General features: G+C 74.9%; 16 protein-coding genes and 1 tRNA gene. 7 read left to right on the plus strand and 10 right to left on the minus strand.

Annotated elements, in window-relative coordinates; translation table 11 throughout:
* Positions 1-121: 121 nt before the first annotated feature.
* Positions 122-709, plus strand: a complete 588-nt coding sequence (locus tag ACIBAI_RS02775) for a nicotinamidase (protein WP_399030619.1) — start codon at positions 122-124, stop codon at positions 707-709.
* 16 nt (positions 710-725) lie between these two features.
* Here the strand turns inward: ACIBAI_RS02775 and ACIBAI_RS02780 are convergent, their stop codons facing one another.
* Both ACIBAI_RS02780 and ACIBAI_RS02785 read right to left on the minus strand, forming a co-directional pair.
* Positions 726-1,076 carry a hypothetical protein gene (locus tag ACIBAI_RS02780; RefSeq protein WP_399030620.1) on the minus strand — a complete coding sequence of 117 codons (351 nt, stop codon included), beginning with the start codon at positions 1,074-1,076 and terminating at the stop codon, positions 726-728.
* A gap of 122 nt (positions 1,077-1,198) precedes the next feature.
* Complete coding sequence (locus ACIBAI_RS02785; RefSeq protein WP_399030621.1) at positions 1,199-3,544, minus strand: immune inhibitor A domain-containing protein; 2,346 nt, start codon at positions 3,542-3,544, stop codon at positions 1,199-1,201.
* A gap of 399 nt (positions 3,545-3,943) precedes the next feature.
* Here ACIBAI_RS02785 and ACIBAI_RS02790 point away from each other — a divergent pair, with 399 nt between their 5' ends.
* Complete coding sequence (locus ACIBAI_RS02790) at positions 3,944-4,225, plus strand: hypothetical protein (protein WP_399030622.1); 282 nt, start codon at positions 3,944-3,946, stop codon at positions 4,223-4,225.
* Between the two features lie 14 nt (positions 4,226-4,239).
* Here ACIBAI_RS02790 and ACIBAI_RS02795 read toward each other — a convergent pair whose 3' ends face one another.
* The 3 genes from ACIBAI_RS02795 to ACIBAI_RS02805 form a co-directional block, all read right to left on the minus strand.
* Positions 4,240-4,887, minus strand: a complete 648-nt coding sequence (locus tag ACIBAI_RS02795) for an RDD family protein (protein WP_399030623.1) — start codon at positions 4,885-4,887, stop codon at positions 4,240-4,242.
* Between the two features lie 96 nt (positions 4,888-4,983).
* Positions 4,984-6,720: an RDD family protein gene (locus tag ACIBAI_RS02800; protein ID WP_399030624.1), complete on the minus strand. Its 1,737-nt coding sequence runs from the start codon at positions 6,718-6,720 to the stop codon at positions 4,984-4,986.
* A 163-nt stretch (positions 6,721-6,883) separates the two neighbouring features.
* On the minus strand, positions 6,884-8,341 hold the full coding sequence (locus tag ACIBAI_RS02805) for an FAD-binding oxidoreductase (RefSeq protein ID WP_399030625.1): 1,458 nt from the start codon (positions 8,339-8,341) through the stop codon (positions 6,884-6,886).
* Between the two features lie 91 nt (positions 8,342-8,432).
* On the opposite strand from ACIBAI_RS02805, the gene ACIBAI_RS02810 reads away from it, so the two are divergent.
* Complete coding sequence (locus ACIBAI_RS02810) at positions 8,433-9,890, plus strand: tetratricopeptide repeat protein (protein ID WP_399030626.1); 1,458 nt, start codon at positions 8,433-8,435, stop codon at positions 9,888-9,890.
* A 196-nt stretch (positions 9,891-10,086) separates the two neighbouring features.
* Here the strand turns inward: ACIBAI_RS02810 and hppD are convergent, their stop codons facing one another.
* Complete coding sequence (gene hppD / locus ACIBAI_RS02815; protein ID WP_399030627.1) at positions 10,087-11,232, minus strand: 4-hydroxyphenylpyruvate dioxygenase; 1,146 nt, start codon at positions 11,230-11,232, stop codon at positions 10,087-10,089.
* A gap of 123 nt (positions 11,233-11,355) precedes the next feature.
* Between hppD and ACIBAI_RS02820 the strand changes: the two genes are divergently transcribed.
* The 3 genes from ACIBAI_RS02820 (at position 11,356) to ACIBAI_RS02830 (ending at position 13,576) form a co-directional block, all read left to right on the plus strand.
* Positions 11,356-11,856 (plus strand): Lrp/AsnC family transcriptional regulator, encoded by a 501-nt coding sequence (locus ACIBAI_RS02820; RefSeq protein WP_399030628.1) that lies wholly within the window; start codon positions 11,356-11,358, stop codon positions 11,854-11,856.
* 19 nt (positions 11,857-11,875) lie between these two features.
* Positions 11,876-12,523 (plus strand): ABC transporter permease, encoded by a 648-nt coding sequence (locus ACIBAI_RS02825; RefSeq protein ID WP_399030629.1) that lies wholly within the window; start codon positions 11,876-11,878, stop codon positions 12,521-12,523.
* Between the two features lie 225 nt (positions 12,524-12,748).
* A complete protein-coding gene (locus tag ACIBAI_RS02830; RefSeq protein ID WP_399030630.1) occupies positions 12,749-13,576 on the plus strand; it encodes an ABC transporter permease in 828 nt (275 codons plus the stop codon).
* A gap of 54 nt (positions 13,577-13,630) precedes the next feature.
* Here the strand turns inward: ACIBAI_RS02830 and ACIBAI_RS02835 are convergent, their stop codons facing one another.
* From ACIBAI_RS02835 to ACIBAI_RS02850, 4 genes are all read right to left on the minus strand, one after another.
* Positions 13,631-14,422, minus strand: coding sequence for a S16 family serine protease (locus ACIBAI_RS02835; protein WP_399030631.1), 792 nt, complete (start codon positions 14,420-14,422; stop codon positions 13,631-13,633).
* Positions 14,423-14,589: 167 nt separating this feature from the next.
* On the minus strand, positions 14,590-15,231 hold the full coding sequence (locus ACIBAI_RS02840; RefSeq protein ID WP_344599257.1) for a helix-turn-helix domain-containing protein: 642 nt from the start codon (positions 15,229-15,231) through the stop codon (positions 14,590-14,592).
* Positions 15,232-15,592: 361 nt separating this feature from the next.
* Positions 15,593-17,392 (minus strand): DEAD/DEAH box helicase, encoded by a 1,800-nt coding sequence (locus ACIBAI_RS02845; protein ID WP_399030632.1) that lies wholly within the window; start codon positions 17,390-17,392, stop codon positions 15,593-15,595.
* A 166-nt stretch (positions 17,393-17,558) separates the two neighbouring features.
* Positions 17,559-19,058 carry an MFS transporter gene (locus ACIBAI_RS02850; RefSeq protein WP_399030633.1) on the minus strand — a complete coding sequence of 500 codons (1,500 nt, stop codon included), beginning with the start codon at positions 19,056-19,058 and terminating at the stop codon, positions 17,559-17,561.
* 313 nt (positions 19,059-19,371) lie between these two features.
* On the opposite strand from ACIBAI_RS02850, the gene ACIBAI_RS02855 reads away from it, so the two are divergent.
* Positions 19,372-19,443: transfer RNA gene (locus ACIBAI_RS02855), tRNA-Cys, on the plus strand.
* The last annotated feature ends 123 nt before the right edge of the window (positions 19,444-19,566 follow it).

Genomic DNA, 19,566 nt, shown 5'->3' on the forward strand with positions numbered 1-19,566 from the left:
AGCGCCCCTGCCGCACCGTCCCCGAACTCCATGGGCCCGGAGGTTCACCGGCCGGGCCCGTACGCTCCCCCGAGCTCCGGGGGAGACCCCATCCCCGACCCACAGCCGAAGGACACCGACCATGCGCCGCGCCTTGATCGTCGTAGACGTGCAGAACGACTTCTGCGAGGGGGGCAGCCTCCCGGTGGCCGGAGGTGCCGACGTGGCCGCCGCCGTCACCGAGCTGATCGGGCAGGCCCCCGCCGGCTACCGGCACGTCGTGGCCACCCGCGACCACCACATCGCCCCCGGCGGCCACTTCGCCGACAACCCCGACTACGTCCACTCCTGGCCCGCGCACTGCGTCGCCGGCACGGAGGGGGTGGGCTTCCACCCGAACTTCGCCCCCGCCGTCGCCTCCGGCGCGATCGACGCCGTGTTCGACAAGGGCGCGTACGCGGCGGCCTACAGCGGCTTCGAGGGGACCGACGAGAACGGGGTGGCGCTGGCCGACTGGCTGCGGGCCCGGGGGATCGACGAGGTGGACGTCGTGGGCATCGCCACCGACCACTGCGTGCGGGCCACCGCGCTGGACGCGGTGCGCGCCGGCTTCCGCACCCAGGTCCTGCTCGACCTGACCGCCGGGGTGGCCCGGGAGACCACCGAGCGGGCCCTGGAGGAGATGCGCGCGGCGGGGGTCGAGCTGTCCGGGAAGCCCGTCGTCTCCTGAGCCGCGGGAGGGCGCCTCACGCCCGGGCGGCCGGGGGGCTCAGCAGTGCCCGGATGGGGCGCCACAGCTCCTGGACGAGGTCCGCGCCGCCGTCGGGGGCCGTGCGCCATATCAGGCCGTCCGGATGGTGCAGGACCGCCGTGATCTCGTCCGGGGTCGGCGGGGCGGTGTTGCCCCGCAGGTAGACCGCGCGCATCCCCAGGTTGCGCAGCCGGGTCAGGGCGCGCGCCCGGTTCCGGGCGTGGACGAGGACCCGGACCCGCCCGGCGGGGGCGCTCCCGCCCGGGCCGTCGGCGGCGGGGCTGGGCAGGTTCAGCGCCACCACCACGCTGCCGCTGGGCAGCTTGCAGAAACCTCCTGCGGTCATGTGGTCATACCCCCGTGTCAGCCGGTGTCAATAAGAGAACCACAGGACGCACCTAAACACGATCGGCGGCAACCCGCCAGAGGGGTTGCCGCCGATCGCCGCCTGACCTGCGAAAACGTCGATTACTTCACTGCGGGTCCGACCTGGAGCGAGATCGTGGAGCCGTCCTTGGCCTCCTTGACGATCTTGATCCGGGTGTTGGTGTCAGTGATCTTGACGCCGGCGGTGGGGTTGGTCTCGTCGTAGTACGTCCCGGTGTGGTCGTCGAAGACCGACACGCCCTTCGAGGACGGGATCCGGGTGGCGACACCCTGGTTGTGCAGGGTGATGCCGTCCGTGCGGTAGAGGCTGAACGGCGAGTCGTAGGACTGGACGCGGTTGCGCATCAGCGTGCCGTCGGACCACTTCAGCGCGGCCGGGTGCGAGTCCACCGGCAGCAGCAGGCCGGCGCCCGGGTGCTCGCTGGTGTTGTTGTCCTGCTGGGAGGTGTCCCACTTCCAGATCAGCAGGCCGTTCTGGTACGGGTAGTGCTCCACCCAGTTCGGACGGGTGTTGCCGAAGCCGAAGTTGTACGGGCCGACCTCGAGGGTCTTGTCGTACGACACGTACTGGCGGTTCTCGGCGATGTAGAACTGCGCGTACTCGTCCGTGATGGACGCGCCGACGCGGGAGAAGCCCTTCGCCGTCCAGGCCGCGTCCGCGCTCTCCGCGCCGTCCGTGAACAGGGCGGTGCCGTCGGCGGTCACGGCGATCGAGTCGGCCGCGAAGCCCTTGGGGGCGACCCCGCCGTCCGTCTGGTAGCGGAAGCGCAGGTCGATCTTCTTCCCCGCGTAGGCGTCCAGCGGGTACGACAGCTTCCGGTACGTCCCCGAGGAGCCGGTCAGCGCGGGCTTGCCGCTGCCGTCGCGCGGGAGGGCCGCGCCGTCCGCCGTGCCGTCCACCGGCGTCCAGGTGGCGCCGCCGTCGGTGGAGACCTCGGTGTAGAGGTAGTCGTAGTCGGCCTCGATGTCGTACCAGCCGTCGAGGGTCAGCGCGGCCGAGGACCTGCCGGTGAGGTCCACCGAACGGGTCAGCGTGTGCGAGAGGTTGTCGCCGCTGCCGCTCCACCACTGGGTCGCGCCCTGCGCGGGCGCCACGAGCTCGGTGGTGACCTTCTTCTCCGGCAGCTCGACCACCAGGGCCTGCTTGTTCTTGGTGTTGTACTCGGCGACGCCCAGCTTGTGCGTCGACTTCGTCGCGGCCTTGGCGGTGTCGTAGTCGAGCCAGCCGAGCTGCAGCTTGTCCCACGCGGTCATGTCGCCGGGCAGGTCGCCGATGGCGTCCTCGCCGGTGCCGAGCCAGGAGCCGGAGGACATCAGGGTCCAGAAGCCGGTGGAGTTCTCGCCGCCGTTGGTGTCGTAGTGGTCCGGCAGGCCGAGGTCGTGGCCGTACTCGTGGGCGAAGACGCCGAGTCCGCCGTTCTCCGGCTGGATGGTGTAGTCGCCGACCCAGATGCCGCTGGAGCCGATCTGCGTGCCGCCCAGCCGGTTGCTCCCCGGGCCGGTGGCGCCGGCGTCGGTGCCGAAGGCGTACCAGCGGTGGGCCCAGATCGCGTCCTCGCCCTGGGCGCCGCCGCCCGCGGACTCGTCCTCGCCGGCGTGCACGATCTGGAAGTGGTCGATGTAGCCGTCGGCCTCGTTGAAGTCGCCGTCGCCGTCGAAGTCGTAGCGGTCCCACTGGTCGTACTCGGCCAGCTGCGCCTTGATCTGCGCGTCGGTCCTCCCGGCCGCCTTCTGCTGGGCGTACCAGGCGTTCACCCCGTCGGAGACCGCGTACCAGGCGCAGTTGTCGGGGACGCACTTGTTGGAGCCGTACCGGGCCTCGTTGTAGGGGACCTTGACCCAGTCGGAGACCTCGCCCTCGATGGAGTAGCGGCCCGAGGACTGCTTCTCGTAGTACTTCTTCATCGACTCGACACCCTTGCCGGTGCCGAAGTAGAGGTCCTCGTAGTGCTGCCGGTCGTAATCGGCCTGCCAGGCGGTGGAGTTGTCCTCGGCGCGGTCCGGCCGGGCGATCTGGTTGTGCAGCGGGCCGGGGGTGCCGCCGTAGCGGCTGTCCGTCCGGTCGCCGAACTCGACCAGGATGGTGAAGATCTTGTCGGTCTTCTCCCGGCCGAGCTCGACGTACTTGCTCCGGCCCTTGGAGCTCTTCAGCTGGACGACCTTCGAGCCGTCCCGGTCCTTCACCGCGGCGTCGCCCGATATGACCTGCTTCAGGGCTTCCTCGCGCTGGGCCTCCTGCGTCTTGCTCAGCGGGCCTTCCAGGTCGTGGTCGGCGTGGTGGCGCGCCGCCGGGTCGTATCGTTCCACGGACGCCGCGGGAGCGCCCTCGGCGGCCTGGGCCACCGTCAGGGCCGACAGGGTCGCCGCGGCCGTGGCGAGCGTGACGCCTATCGCGGCGGCTCTGAACGTCCAGGGTCTGCTGGTCACTTGAGTTCCTCCCCCGCGTCCGGGCGCACGGAAAGGGGGTCCTGGGGATGGAGGGCCCGCGCGCCTGATCAACGCGTGTAGTCAAGTGACGACATTTGACTAGAGCTTCACGGGAAAAGACAGATCTTGACTTGGACAGTTCAAGTGCACTATGCGGAGTTCACGTTCGCTTTGCGGACACATGCGGTCCGCGGTTCGACAGGCGCGTCCGAACGTCCGCTTTCCGGGCGGAATGACCCCGTACGCCCTCGCGCCCCGCCGCCGTTGGTCGGGGCGCGCTCACTGTTCGTTCCCTTCGGGCGCGCAGGCGGCTGGAGTCGATCGACCAAACGCCCGGAAGTCGGCGGAAAGCCAGGCCGACACCCCCCGTGGACCCCCGCTTCCGAGGACGTGATGGCCATGCCCCGTCCGACCGCCGCACAGCTCGCCCACGGCTTGTGCACCGTGATCCTCCCGGCCCTCGTCGTGCTGCTGCTGTCCGGGGCGGGTCCGGGCCCGGGGATCGCGGTCGTCGCCGTGGTGGCACTCGTCCTCGGGCTGCTGGTCGCCCTGACGGTCCGGCTGCCGAAGCCGGGTACGGCCGCGGCGGGGAAGCCCGCCGGGGAAGCCGGAGGACCCGTGCGGACGGCCCCCGCGGCCCCGGCCGGGACCGAGCCGGTGCGCGAGCGGACGGCTTCCTGACCCCCCGCCCGGCCTCACCGGGTGCTGACCACCACCGTCTTGGCCGCCTTGTCGTGCAGGCCCTGCTTGTAGGGCCGGTCGAAGTAGCTCCAGCCGCCCGCGATGATCGTCCACACGCAGGCGCAGCAGAACGCGAACGGCAGCCACAGCACCGCGGCGCGCGTCAGCGCGGTCTGCACGGAGGGCGTGGCGCCGCTGTCGAGATCGGCCACGCGCAGGCCCAGCCACTTCTTGCCGAGGGTCTGACCCGTCCTGCTGATCAGGACGGTGTCGTAGGCGATGTAGAGCACGGCGGCGATGACCGACTGGGTGAAGGACCTGCCGGTGTCGATCCGGTCGCCGTCGAAGCCGTACTCGTTGACCCGCAGGCCCCAGCCGAGCAGCCAGACGACGACGCCGACGAGGATCATGTCGATGATCCGGGCCAGCGTGCGCCTGCCGCTGTCGGCGAGCGGGGGCATCCCGGCGAGCGGGTCGCCGGGCTGGGAGCCGCCGCCGTAGGGGTCACCGCCGTAGGGGCCGCCCGAGGAGGGCGGGGGCCGGTCGCCGCCGTACGGGGTGTCGTACGGCGAGCCCGCGCCCGGCGGCGGGGGCGGCTGCTTCCTGAACGGGTCGTCTTCCGGCGGCTGCCGGCCGGAGCCGGGGGGCGGTTCACTGCTCATGGCCCGAGTCGACCGCGAACCCCCCGGTGCCGCATCCGGCGGACGGCCGTCCGGAGTAGCGCGCCCGGCGCCCGGCGGCCGGCGCGGCGGGCGCGGTCAGCCGGCCACGAACGTGTGCGCGGCCTTGTCGTGCCAGCACTGGCGCCAGGGTTTGTCGAACAGGCACCAGACGACGCCGACGATCCCCACGACGAGGAGGCCGGGGACGCTGTAGACCAGCCAGCGGCGCAGGGCCGCGCCGAAGGACGGGGGCTCGTGCGCCTCGATGTCCCGGACCTCCAGGCCCAGCAGCTTCTTGCCCGGGGTGCGGCCCCACTTGGCGGTGGGCAGCACCTCGTAGACGACGCCGAAGAGCAGCAGGACGGCGAGGACGATGCCGAGGCAGGTGGCCGTGGTGCCGTCGAGCAGCCAGACCGTGACGGTCTCGCCGGAGAGCCTGGCGGCGTCGATCTTCGCGTCGATGTGGTCGATCGCCTTGCCGCCGAGGGGTACGGCGGCCACGGAGGTGACGGCCGCGAGGACGACGGTGTCCAGCAGCCGGGCGGCCAGCCGCTTGCCGAGCCCGGCGGGCCGGGCCGCCGCCTGCCGCCGGGCGGCCGCCTGGAAGGGGTCCTCGACGGGCGGCTTCCAGGGCGCGACGGACGGCTCGTCCGCGGCCCCGGCCAGCCGGTGCACCTGCTGCGCCCAGGAGGACTGGCCCCCGCCGGGGCCGGTGGTCACCGGGGTGGAGACGGGGGACGAGGCGGCGGGGACGGCGGGCTGGGGAGCGGCAGCAGGCTGAGGGGCGACAGCGGGCTGGGGAGCGACGGCGGGCTGAGGAGCAGCGGCAGGCTGAGGAGCAGCGGCAGGCTGAGGAGCAGCGGCAGGCTGAGGAGCAGCGGCAGGCTGAGGAGCGACGGCAGGCTGAGGAGCGACGGCGGGCTGAGGAGCGACGGCGGGCTGAGGGGCGACGGGAGCGCTCAGCTGCTGGGGGCCGGAGGGAGGCGCCGGGGCGGTGGCACCGGCCTGCGCGGCGGCGGCCGCCTTCCCGGTGCCGAAGCCGGGTGCGCCGGGGGCGGCGGGCGTGCCGGGGGCGGGAGCGCCGGGACCGCCTGCGGCGGGGGCGCCCGCCGCACCGGCGGGGGCGTCGGGAGCCCCGCCCGCCCGGCCCTGCCGCCCCGCGCGGGGCGGCACCGCGCGGAAGGTCATGGTGCCGTCGTCGGCGACGGCGCCGTCTTCGGAGCCGCCGGCTCCGGGCGCCTCCGGGCCCGCCGCTCCCCCGGGTCCGGCGGTGGGCCGGCGCAGGACGAACGTGTTGCCCGAGCCGCGGTCCTGGCCGGCGGGCGGGGCCGTCGCGGCGCCGTCGGGGCGGGCGGAGCGGCCGTCCGGCTGGGCGGGGACGTCGGCGGCTTCGGCGCCGGCCGGCGCGGACGGGGCGGGACGGGCGTCGGCCGGCGGCGTCGCGTGCGGCAGCCTCGGGTCGTCCCCCGGTGACCCGCCCCAGGAGACGCGGCGGTCCTGGTCGCCGCCGAAGCCGGACTGCCGGGAGCGGTCGGCGCCCCAGGCGGACGCCGCCTCGGGCCGGTCGCCGGGCCGGGGCCCGGACGGAGCGGGCTCCTCGACCGGGTCCTCGTCGAAGAAGTGCGGGCCGGTCTCCTCGACCGGGGCGGCGGGCCGCGCCGGGCGCACGCCGGGCGGCGGGGCGAGCGGCTCGCCGTCCTTGGGCGCCGGACGGCTGGTGCCCGGCACCCACGCGGCGCCGTTCCAGTACCGGACGTATCCAGGGATGGACGGGTCCGGGTAATACCCTTCGCGGGGCCTGTCGTCACCGGGGGCCGGGGTGGGGGCGCTCATGTCCGTCGTCCGGTATCTGCTCGGGGGTCGTACGGGGGCCTCCACATCTATCAGACGGGCGCCGCCCGCACCGCCGGTCCCGCCGGACCCACCCCTTTCCGGGCAACCTCGTGCACGCGCTTCACACGCGTGGCGGCACGCGCCGCCCCCCGCGGCCGGGGCGTCAGAACAGCTTGCCCGGGTTGAGGATGCCGAGCGGGTCGAAAGCCCGTTTGACCGCCTGCTGCATCTCGACGCCCACCGGGCCCAGTTCGCGCGCCAGCCACTCCTTCTTCAGCACGCCCACGCCGTGCTCGCCGGTGATCGTGCCGCCGAGTTCCAGGCCGAGGGCCATGATCTCGTCGAAGGACGCGCGGGCGCGCCGGGACTCGTCGGGGTCCTGCGCGTCGAAGCAGACCGTGGGGTGGGTGTTGCCGTCCCCGGCGTGCGCGCACACCCCGATGGTGAGCCGGTGCCGCTCGGCGATCCGGGCGACCCCGTCGAGCAGGTCGCCGAGCCGGGAGCGGGGCACGCACACGTCGTCGATCATCGTCGTGCCCTTGACGGCCTCCAGCGCGGTGAGCGACATCCGCCGCGCCTGGAGGAGGAGCGCGGACTCGGCGGCGTCGTCGGCCCGGACGACCTGGGTGGCGCCGGCCGCCTCGCACAGCGCGCCGACGGCGGCGAGGTCGGCGGCCGGGTCGGGCGTGTCGAAGGCGACGAGCAGCAGGGCCTCGGTGGTCTCCGGCAGGCCCATGCGGGCGAGGTCGTTGACCGCCCGGAGCGTCGTGCGGTCCATCAGTTCGAGCAGGGACGGGACGTGGCCGCCCGCCCGCCGCCCGCCGCCGTCCTCGCGCGCGGGCGCCGCGCGCCCCTGCGTCCCCATGATCCGGCAGACGGCGTCGCAGGCGGCGGAGGCGGAGGGGAACTCCGCCGCCAGCACGAGCTGCTCGGGCGGTTTCGGCTTCAGCGCCAGGACGGCCCGGACGACGATGCCGAGGGAGCCCTCGGAGCCGACGAAGAGCCGGGTGAGGTCGTAGCCGGCGACGCCCTTGGCGGTGCGCCGGCCGGTCCGGAGCAGCCGTCCGTCGGCCAGCACCACGTCCAGGCCGAGGACGTACTCGGCGGTGACCCCGTACTTGACGCAGCACAGGCCGCCGGAGGCGGTGCCGATGTTGCCGCCGATGGTGCACATCTCCCAGCTGGAGGGGTCCGGGGGGTAGGCCAGGCCGTGTTCGCCGACCGCGCGGGACAGGGCGGCGTTGACGACGCCGGGCTCGACGACGGCGATGCGGTCGACCGGGTCGATCTCGAGGATCCGGTCCATCTTCGTCAGGGACAGCACGATGCAGCCGTCGGTGGCGTTGGCCGCGCCGGACAGGCCGGTGCGGGCGCCCTGCGGGACGACCGGGACGCGCAGTGCGGTGGCGGTGCGCATGACGTGCTGGACCTGCTCGACGGTGCGGGGCAGGACCACCACGGCCGGGGCGCCGGCCGGGCAGAAGCTCGCCATGTCGCGGGCGTAGGAGGCCGTGACGTCGGGGTCGGTGAGGACCGCCTCGGCGGGCAGACCGCCGAGCAGTCGGTCGGCGAGGGTGTCGGTCGCTTCGTCGCGCGGCGCTTCGATACGGCTCACGATCACAGGGTCGCACCGGGGGCCATCGGTGTGAACCCGTCGGCGGCGCCCTTGGTCTGCCCGGGTGCGGTCGGCGCGCGGGCGCACAGTGAGCGCCATGGAGATGCACGAGCAGGAGGAGGCGCGCACGGGGGCACCCGTCCCGCGCCCCGCCCGGCGGGTGCTGGTCGCCTCGGTGGCCGCGGTCGCCGGCGCCGCCGTACTGGGCGGGGCGCTGGTGCTGCTGCCCGGGGCGCGCACGGCGCCGCCGCCCGCGCCGGGGCCGGTGGCGCAGGCGCGCGGCGCGGTCGCCTCGGGAGTGCCGGCCGCGCTGCCCGACCTGGCGATGCTGATCACGGACCGGGAGGCGCGGCTGCGCACCCACCCGCGGGACGCGCGGTCGTGGGCGGTGCTGGGGGCGGCCTATGTGGAGCAGGGGCGGCGGACGGCCGAGGCCGCGTACTACCCGAGGGCCGAGCGGGCGCTGCGCACGTCGCTGGAACTGCGGGCGCGGCGCAACGCGCAGGCGCTGGACGGCCTGGCGGCGCTGGCGCTCGCCCGCCGGGACTTCCCCGCGGCCCGGCGGTGGGGCGAGGCCGCGCGGAAGCAGGCGCCGAAGCGGTGGACGACGCGGGCGCTGCTGGTCGAGGCGTACACCGGGCTGGGTGACCACCGGGCCGCGCGCCGGACGCTGGCGGAGCTGACGAAGCTGCACTCGGGCCCGGCGGTGCTGGCGCGGGCCGCGGCCGTGTACCGGGACCTGGGCTGGCGCGAGGACGCGGCGGCCCGGCTCGCCGACGCGGCGGCCTCGGCCGGCGCCCCGGCGGAGCGGGCGGCGTACCTGGAGCGGGCCGGGCAGCTGGCCTGGGAGCGCGGCGACCGGGAGGCGGCGCTGCGGCACTTCCAGGAGGCGGTGCGCACCGACCCCGATCTGCGGGCGGCGCAGGCCGGGCAGGGCAGGGCGCTGGCGGCCCTGGGGCGGACGACGGAGGCGCTGGCCGCCTACCGGATGGCGCTGGCCCGGCAGCCGTGTCCGGAGTACGCGCTGGAGCTGGGCGAGCTGTACGAGTCGCTGGGCCTGGCGCAGGCGGCCCGGGTGCAGTACGACCTGCTGCGGGAGCGGGTGCGGCAGGCCGCCGCGGGCGGCGTCGACGGGGAGCTGGTGCTCGGCCGGTTCGAGGCGGACCACGCCGATCCGCGGGCCGCGGTGCGGCGGTTGCGGGCGGAGTGGCGGCGGCAGCCGGGGACCGCGGTGGCCGACGCCCTGGGGTGGGCGCTGCACCGGGCCGGGCGGGACGAGGAGGCGCTGCGCTTCGCCCGGATCGCGACGGACCGGGTGCACGGGGGCGAGGTGCGCAGCGCGCTGTACTCCTACCACCGGGGCGTGATCGAGCGGGCGCTGGAGCGGTACGGGCCCGCCCGGCGGCAGCTTCAGGAGGCGCTGCGGATCAATCCGTACTTCTCGCCGGTGTACGCGCCGGCGGCGCGGGCGGCGCTGGCGGCGCTCGGCGAGCCGCAGGTGCGGGACGTACCGGACTTCACGGCGCCGCGGTGCCGGTCGGGGCGGTGCGGGTGACCGCGGCGGGCGGGTGCGGCGGGCCGCGGGCGAGGGCGCGCACGGCGGTGCCCGGCGGGAGGCGGTCGCGCACCGGGTTCCCCGGGCCTCGCGGCCGACGGGGGACGGCCCGGCGCCGTCGGTGGTGCCGACGGCGCCGGGGCCCTGGACGCCGCATGCGCCGCCGGTCCCGGCCGGGCGGCCGGACCGCGGCCGGCTAGAGGTTTCCGCGCCTGGCCTGCTCCCGCTCGATCGCCTCGAACAGCGCCTTGAAGTTGCCCTTGCCGAAGCCCATCGAGCCGTGGCGCTCGATGAGTTCGAAGAAGACGGTCGGGCGGTCCTGGACCGGCTTGGTGAAGATCTGCAGCAGGTAGCCGTCCTCGTCGCGGTCGGCGAGGATCTTCAGCTCGCGCAGGGTCTCCACGGGGACGCGGGTGTCGCCGACCCATTCGCCGAGGGTGTCGTAGTAGGAGTCGGGGGTGTCGAGGAACTCGACGCCGGCCGCGCGCATCGTGCGGACCGTCTGCACGATGTCGTTGGTGTTCAGCGCGATGTGCTGGACGCCGGCGCCGCCGTAGAACTCCAGGTACTCGTCGATCTGGGACTTCTTCCGCGCGATCGCGGGCTCGTTGATCGGGAACTTGACCTTCAGGGTGCCGTCGGCCACGACCTTCGACATCAGCGCGCTGTACTCGGTGGCGATGTCGTCGCCCACGAACTCCTTCATGTTCGTGAAGCCCATGACCTTGTGGTAGAAGCCGACCCACTCGTTCATCCGGCCGAGTTCGACGTTGCCGACGCAGTGGTCGATGGCCTGGAAGGTGCGGTGGGCGGGCGGCTCGACGAGGGGGCGGGCGGCGACGTAGCCGGGCAGGTACGGGCCGTCGTAGCCGGTGCGGTCGACCAGGGTGTGGCGGGTCTCGCCGTAGGTGGCGATCGCGGCGAGGACGACCGTGCCGTGCTCGTCCTTCAGCTCGTACGGCTCGGCCACCGAGCGGGCGCCGTGCTCGACCGCGTAGGCGTGGGCGGCGCGCGCGTCCGGCACCTCGATGGCGAGGTCGACGACGCCGTCGCCGTGCTCGGCCACGTGCCGGGCGAGGAAGCGGCCCCAGTCGGTGACGGGCTTGATCACCGAGGTGAACACGAACCGGGCCGAGCCGTTCTCCAGGACGTAGGCGGCGGTCTCGCGGCTGCCGTTCTCCGGTCCGGAGTAGGCGACCAGCTTCATGCCGAAGGCGGTGGAGTAGTAGTGCGCCGCCTGTTTGGCGTTGCCCACGGCGAACACGACCGCGTCCATTCCCTTGACCGGGAAGGGATCGGCCTGCCGGGCGGTTTCGGGAGTGTGGTGTGTGGTCTGCGTCATAGCCGCAGGGTCTCCCCGATCGGCAAGGTGCGCAATAGTTTGCCTTTTTGCTGGGCAATTCGACCAGTGCCACGCCCGTTTCTGCGAGCGTTCTGTACAGGATGACCAGCCGGGAGGGCTGCCGTGGCGATCGATCATCTGGACGGGCGGATCATCGTGCTGCTGGCGCGGGAGCCGCGCATCGGGGTGCTGGAGATGTCCCGGCGGCTGGGCGTCGCCCGGGGCACCGTCCAGGCGCGGCTGGACCGGCTTCAGTCGAACGGAGTCATCCGCGGCTTCGGGCCCGAGGTGGACCCGGCGGCGCTCGGCTACCCGGTGACCGCGTTCGCGACGCTGCAGATCCGGCAGGGCCAAGGGGCCGACGTACGGGCGCACTTGGCGACCGTGCCGGAGGTGCTGGAGCTGCACACCACCACCGGCACCGGGGACATGCTGTGCCGCCTGGTGGCCCGCTCGAACGCCGATCTCCAGCGGGTGATCGACCGGGTTGTCGGTTTTGATGGCATCGTCCGGGCCTCCACGGCGATCGTCATGGAGAACCCCGTTCCGCTGCGGATCATCCCGCTGGTGGAGCAGGCGGCGCTGCGGGAGCCGCCGCAGGAGGCACGGGACCGGATCACGTAGCCGACCTGGGGGTGAGCGGGTGAGCTTCTGGGAGTACCTCGGCAGCCGCCACCAGCAGTTGCTCGCCGACGCCTGCCGGCACGCGAGCACCGTCTTCCCGTGCGTGGTCGCGGCGGCCGTGCTCGGCGTGCTGATCGGGGTCGCCGCCCGTCGCAGCGAGCGGGCCGGCGACCTGGTCACCGCGGCGGCCTCGGCCGTCCTGGCCGTTCCCCCGCTCGCCGTGATCGGGCTGCTCGTCCCGGTCATGGGCCTGGGCGCGCCGCCGACGGTGGCCGCGCTGACGCTGTACGGGCTGCCGCCGATCGCGCGCAACGCGGTCGCCGGGCTGCGCGGGGCCGGCCCGGCGCCGGGGGACGCGGCGCCGGGCGCCGGGAGGTCGCGCACCGCCCGGCCGGTGCGGGCGGAGCTGCCGCCGGCCTGGCCGTCGATCCTGGCCGGGGTGCGGGTCTCGGCGCGGACGCTGACGGGCGTCGCGGCGGTCGCGGCGTACGTCTCCGGTCCCGGCCTGGGCCACGAGGTCTTCCGCGGTCTCGCGTCGCCGGACGGCGCCGAGGCGCTCCACCGGGTGCTGGCGGGCACGCTCGGGATCGTCGTCCTGGCGCTGCTGTTCGACGCCGCCTGCGTCCTGCTCGGCCGGCTGACCGTTCCCGGGGGCGTCCGTGCCTGAGACGTCCGCCGCAGGGGCGGCCGCCGGGCCGGCGCGCACCGCCGGCCGGGCGACGCCGGCCGGCTCCGCGCACGGGTCGGCGTCGCCCGGCCGGCCCGGCGCGCCGGGGCACCGGCGCGCACCGGAGCAGGCCCGCGCCGCCCGGACGCGCGCCGGGCGGCGGACCCGCCCGGACCGGCCGGGGGAGAAAGGCCGTACGGGGGGCTGTCCGGGGGAGCGGGCGGCGTGACCGCCCCCGAGCCGACGGGCGAGGCCACGAAGCGGGCCGGGGACCGGGGGCTGCCCGGGGCCCCGCCGCCCCCGCGTCCCCCGGCCCGCCCCGTCACCTGGCAGAAGCTGACGTTCCTGCCCGCCGTGCTGGTGGGCGTGCTGCTCGCCACCTGGCTGTGGTTCCGCCGGGCCGACCTGGATCCGGTCTCCCGGAGCGTCCTTGCCGGCGGCCAGGTCTCCGGGGCCCTGTGGCGGCACGTCGGGCTGACCGTGGTCTCCACCCTCCTCGTCCTGGCCGTCGCGGTCCCGCTGGGGGTGCTGCTCACCCGCGGGCCGTTCCGCGGGGCGGTCCCGGCGGTGGCGGCGCCGGGCGGCACCGGCCGGGTGGTCCCGGCGATCGGCCTGCTCGCGCTGGTGGCGGTCTGGCTGGGCGGCGGCCGCCGGGCGGCCCTGATCGGCATCGTCGCCTACGCCGTGCCGCCGGTGCTGTCGCACGTCGTCGCGGGCCTGAACGCCGGCGACCCGGCGGCGGCGGAGGCGGCGCGCCGCCTCGGCATGTCGCCGTGGGACGTGCTGGTCCGGGTGGAGCTGCCGCCGGCGGTCCCGCTGATCCTGGCGGGCGTCCGTACGGCGCTCGTGCTGAACGTCGGTACGGCGACCCTGGCGGCCTTCGCCGGGGGCGGCGGCCTGGGGGTGCTGATCGCCACCGGCGTCGTCGGCCGGCGGATGCCGGTGCTGGTGCTCGGCTCCGTCCTCACGGTCGTCCTCGCCCTGCTGGCCGACTGGCTCGCCTCGCTGGCCGAGCTGCTGCTGCGGCCGCGGGATCCGGAGGCGGACGGGTGAGGCGGCGCGGCCGGCCGGACCGCCGGGGGCGGCGGTGGCGGTGGCGGCGGTGCCCTAACAGCTCGGCACCGAGCCCTTGCCCGTCTCCAGGGCCACCAGCGAGCCGACCGCGTCCTTCAGGGTGGTGACCGGGATCAGCCGCAGGCCCTTCGGCAGCTCCGCCTCGGCGTCCGAGCACTCCGCCTTCGGCACCAGGAAGACGGTCGCCCCGTCCCGCCGGGCGGCCTGTGTCTTGAGGGCCACGCCGCCGACGGCGCCGACCGTGCCGTCGGCGCCGATCGTGCCCGTGCCGGCGATGGTGCGGCCGCCCGTGAGGTCGCCGCCGGCGCCGTCGCCGTTCAGCTTGTCGATGATCCCGAGGGAGAACAGCAGCCCGGCGCTGGGCCCGCCGACGTCGGCGAGCTCGAGCGTGACCCGCACGTCCGCGGGGTCGAGGCCGAGGTGGTCCAGCGCGGCCCGGGTCGCCGCCTCCTGGGACTCCTCCATCTGCTCGACGTTGTGCCGCTCGATCTCCTCGACGTCGTCGCCGCTCGGGTAGACCGCGTCGCGCGGCATGACCGCCCGGTCGGTGCGGAACCAGCCGTCGAGCACGTCGCCGAGCGAGACGCGGGTGTCCGGGCCGGTCGCCACGATGGTCGTCATCCGCAGCTGTCCGCTGGTGTCCCGGGCCCGCGCGCCGGAGATCGTGATCACCGGGGTGCCCCGGTTCTCGCCGAGGACGTTCACCGTCGTCCCGGGCTGCGCCACGGAGAACGGCAACGGCGCGAAGGCCGCGGTGGCGAGCAGGGCCACGGCGGGCACGGCACAGACGGCGACGGACCGGCGACGTGTGAGGCGAGAGAGCACGGGATCAATCTAACGCGGCGACGCGTTTCGTCCGGGGCCGGTCGGCATCCCGGCGCCCCGCCCCGGCGCCCCGGCGCCCGCCCGACGGCCCGGCGCCCGCCCTCCGACGACCCCGTACGGCCGCCCGGCACACCGCCCGGCGGCCCCGTGCGGCGGCCCGGCGCCCGTCACCGCAGCGCCTCGGCGACCTCCCGCGCCGCCTCCACGACCCGCGGGCCCACCCGCTCCGGCACCACGTCGGACAGCATCACGACCCCGACGCTGCCCTCGACCCCCGTCACGCCCAGCAGCGGCGCCGCCGCCCCGCACGCGCCCGCCTCCAGTTCCCCGTGGGTCAGCGTGTACCCCGGGTCCGCCGTCGGCTGCCGCCGGGCGGCGAGGATCGCCCGGCCCGCGGCGCCCCGGTCGAGCGGGTGCCGGAACCCGGTGCGGTAGGCCACGTGGTAGTCCGTCCAGGTCGGCTCGACCACGGCCACGGCCAGCGCCTCGGCGCCGTCCACCAGCGTCAGGTGGGCCGTCGCCCCGATGTCCTCGGCCAGCGACCTGAGCGCGGGCAGCGCCGCCTCCCGCACCAGCGGATGCACCTGGCGGCCCAGGCGCAGCACGCCGAGCCCGACCCGGGCGCGGCCGCCCAGGTCGCGGCGTACCAGCGCGTGCTGCTCCAGCGTGGCGAGCAAGCGGTACACGACGGTCCGGTTGACGCCCAGCCGGTGGGACAGCTCGGTCACGGTCAGCCCGTGGTCGGTGTCGGCCAGCAGCTTGAGGACGCGCAGTCCCCTGTCGAGCGTCTGGGAGGTCTCCGCGGTCACGACGCCCACTCCTTAGTGGTGAGGTCGGCAGCCCCCTCGCGGCGGATGCGCCACCGAGTCCCGTCGGTGACGCGCTTCAGAGGCCGCCGATCGGCCGGCGGCCCGGTCCGTCCGGTCCCGGGCCCAGTCGCTTCACGGCTGCGCTCCGCGGCGGCGCTGCCACGGGGCGTGTGCGTAGCGTGACAGTAGCGATCCGGTTCGCTCAGCGGAAGGCTCCGTCCAGAATCCGGGCAGCGGCCGGACGGAACTACCTGTGTTTGTCCGTATACGTACGGCCACACAGGGAAGCACGACGAAAGGCGCGCGCCCCGCTTCGGGACACGCGCCCTCTCGCACGCCCGTCAGGGCCCGGCGCCCGGCCTCACCGCATGCGCGTCGCCCACTCCTGCACCTTGGCGATGCGCTGCCGCAGCTGCCCCGCCGTGGCCTCGGCGGCCGGCGGCCCGCCGCACACGCGGCGCAGCTCGGTGTGGATGACGCCGTGCGGCTTGCCGCTCTGGTGGACGTAGGCGCCGACCATCGTGTTGAGCTTGCGGCGCAGCTCCATCAGCTCCTTGTGGCTGACCACCGGGCGCCGCTCGGCGGGCAGTTCCAGCAGGTCGGCCTCGGTGTCCGGCTTCCTGCGGCTGTGCGCGATCTGCCGCGCCTGCCGCTTCTGCAGCAGCAGCCGCACCTGGTCGGGCTCCAGCAGCCCCGGGATGCCGAGGTAGTCCTGCTCCTCCTCGCTGCCCGGGTGGGCCTGCATGCCGAACTCGGCGCCGTTGTACATGACCCGGTCGAAGACGGCGTCGGACTCCAGCGCCTCGAACGGCAGCATGTCCTGCTCGCCGGTGTCCTCGTCCTGCTCCCGGTTCGCCTCCTCCATCTCCTTCTCGGACTCGGCGTACGGGTCCTCCTCGCCGTCCTTCTTGGGCCGGTCGAGGACGTGGTCGCGCTCCTTCTCCATCTCGTTGGCGAAGGAGAGCAGGTCGGGCACGGTCGGCAGGAACACGGACGCGGTCTCGCCGCGCCGCCTCGACCGCACGAAACGGCCGACGGCCTGGGCGAAGAACAGCGGCGTCGAGATCGTCGTCGCGTACACGCCGACCGCGAGGCGGGGCACGTCGACGCCCTCGGACACCATGCGGACGGCGACCATCCACCGGTCGTCGCTGTTGCTGAACTCGTCGATCCTCGCGGAGGCGCCGGTGTCGTCGGACAGCACCAGGGTCGCCTTGTGGCCGGTGATGTCCCGGATGAGCTTGGCGTAGGCGCGCGCGGAGTCCTGGTCGGAGGCGATGACCAGCGCGCCCGCGTCCGGGATGGCCTTCCTGACCTCGGTCAGCCGCTGGTCGGCGGCGCGCAGCACGGCGGGCATCCAGTCGCCGCGCGGATCGAGGGCGGTGCGCCAGGCCTGGCTGACGGCGTCCTTGGTCATCGGCTCGCCGAGCCGCGCCTCGATCTCGTCGCCGGCCTTGGTCCGCCAGCGCATGTTGCCGCTGTAGGAGAGGAAGATGACGGGGCGCACGACGCCGTCGGCGAGCGCGGAGCCGTACCCGTAGGTGTAGTCCGCCGCCGACCGCCGGATCCCGTCCGGGCCCTCCTCGTACGTCACGAAGGGGATGGGGTTGGTGTCGGAGCGGAACGGCGTGCCGGTCAGGGCGAGGCGGCGGGTGGCCGGCTCGAACGCCTCCAGGCAGGCCTCGCCCCAGGACTTGGTGTCGCCGGCGTGGTGGATCTCGTCGAGGATGACCAGGGTCTTGCGCTGCTCGACGCGGTTGCGGTGCAGCATGGGCCGCACGCCGACACCGGCGTAGGTGACGGCGACGCCGTCGTACTCGCGGCCGAGCGGGCCCGCGCTGTACTCGGGGTCGAGCTTGATGCCCACCCGCGCGGCCGCCTCGGCCCACTGCTTCTTCAGGTGCTCGGTGGGCGCGACCACGGTCACCTGCTGCACGACGTGGTGGTGCAGCAGCCAGGAGGCCAGCGTCAGCGCGAAGGTCGTCTTGCCGGCGCCGGGGGTGGCGACCGCCAGGAAGTCGCGCGGCTGCTCCTGGATGTACTTTTCCATCGCCCCCTGCTGCCAGGCGCGCAGCTTGCTGGCGGTGCCCCAGGGGGCGCGGCCGGGGAAGGCCGGGGACAGGTGGTGCGAGTGCGAGGCGGAGCTGGCGGTGGTAGTCACGGTCTCCGTGGGGGTCGGGCGGCTCGGTCGGGCGAGCCCGGTGGCTCGGCTACGTATGACAACCGGGCCACCCTACCGGCGGCCCGCCGCCCGCCACGCGCGGACCCGGCCGGGTCACCCCCGGGTGGGATCCACGTCACAGCGGCCGCGGCCGGAACCGCACGGCTCACTTCTCCCGCAGCCGGGTCGTCACCCACGCCCCGGCCAGCGCGACCCCGGCCATCGGCAGGAACACCGCGGCGAAGGCGGCCGGGTGCGAGCCGGTGGCCTCGGTGGCCGCGTGGGTGACCGTGCCGCCGCCCAGCGCGGCGAACGCGGCGCCGCCCGCGGCGAGCAGCAGGACGTTGGACAGGCCGTCGGAGATCTGCAGCGCGGCGGAGTTGGCGCCGGCCTCCTCCGGGGCGGAGAGCCGGAGCAGCAGCACGCTGGTGGAGGAGATCACCAGGCCCATCCCGAAGCAGCCGAAGCCCCAGGCCACGGCCACCGTCCAGGCGGGCACGGCGTCGATCAGCACGCTCGGCGCCGCGGCGATCGCGGCGGCCACCAGCAGCATCCCGACCGTCATCAGCCGCTCCCGGTACGGCTCGGCCCGCGGCCGGGACTGCAGCCACGAGCCCAGCGCCCAGGTGGCGCCGCCCGCGGCGAGCGAGAACCCGGCCAGCGTCGGGGACAGTCCCCGCTGGGTGACCAGCATCAGCGGCACGAAGGACTCGGCGGCGATGAACGACCCCGCGGCGACGCCGCGCAGCAGCACCACCGACGGCAGCCCGCGCGCCGCCCGGCAGGTGCCGCGCGGCAGCAGCCCGAGGACGGCCGGGACCAGCAGGGCCGCGCCCGCCGCGCCGGGCAGGAGGGAGAGCCAGCGCAGGTCCTGCGCGGCGTACTGCAGCAGCCCGGCGCCCAGGGAGATGCCGAGCGCGAGCCGGATGCGGCGGCCGTCGAAGGAGGCGGGACCCGGGCCGTCCGCGGATCCCGTGCCGTCCGCAGGGGCCGCCGGGCCGCCCTGACCGGCCGCCTCCACCGGGCCGGCCGCGCGGCGGCGGATCTGCGGCAGGGCGAGGGCCAGCGGGAGCACCACTAGCGCCGGGATGCCGACGAACACCCAGCGCCAGCCGAGGTGCTCCGTCACCGCGCCCGAGGCCAGCGGCCCCACGATCGACGGGACGATCCAGCCCGCCGCGAACGCCGCCATGATCGCCGGCCGCAGCCGCTCGGGGTAGGCGCGGCCGACGACGACGTACAGCGCGACGATCACCAGTCCGCCGCCGAGTCCCTGCACGGCCCGGCCCAGGATGAACAGCCACATGGCCGTCGCCGTCCCCGACAGCAGCAGCCCGGCCGCGAAGGCCGCTATGCCACAGGTCAGCGCCCCCAGCGGGCCGCGCCGGTCCGACCACTGGCCGGCCAGCACCATCCCGAACAGGCTGGTCGTGAAGTACCCGGAGAACGCGAACGCGTACAGCGACACCCCGTCCAGCTCCCGCGCCGCGACCGGCATCGCCGTCCCCACCGCCGTCGCCTCGAAGGCGATCAGCAGGACGACGGAGACGATGCCGATGCTCAGCGCCCGGTAGGGACGGCTCAGCACGGTCTCGGCGCGCTCGGCGGCCGGGGAGGGGTCGGGTGGGGCGGCGACACCGGTGTCGCGCTGCTCGGAGGCGGTCATGGTCGCCAGGGTAAGGGCCGTGGCCCGCGGTGACCCCTGTCGGGAGGCCGTACCGGGACGGGACCTCGGTCGTAGGACCGCCGTACGACCACCGGCCGCCGGACTCCTCTTCGCCCACCGCCAGGCTCCCCGTCCCCGGCCGCCCGGCTCCCCGTTCATGAACGGCGTGTGGCAGTCGCATTGCGGCGCCCGCGATTCCCTTGAGCCCTCCTCCCGCCCGGCCCTACGGTCGAGTCACCGAGTTCGGCACGGCGAGGAACCCGAGGAACCCGAAGAGCCCTTCGCGTCCTTCGGGGTCCATCGCCCCCGACACGGCCGTGTGCCCGAGTGGTTTAGGGACTCGCCTGCAAAGCGAGGTACGTGGGTTCGATTCCCGCCACGGCCTCTGACTGCCTGACCAGGAGAAACGAAAGGGCGGCACCCTTCCGGGACTGCCGCCCTATCGGCCGTCCGTCTCAGTTACCGGATGCGAGCGAAGAGAGCACGGCACCCCGCGCCACAGATAAGG

Source organism: Streptomyces sp. NPDC051041 (assembly GCF_044456065.1).
Classification (GTDB): Bacteria; Actinomycetota; Actinomycetes; order Streptomycetales; family Streptomycetaceae; genus Streptomyces; species Streptomyces glaucus.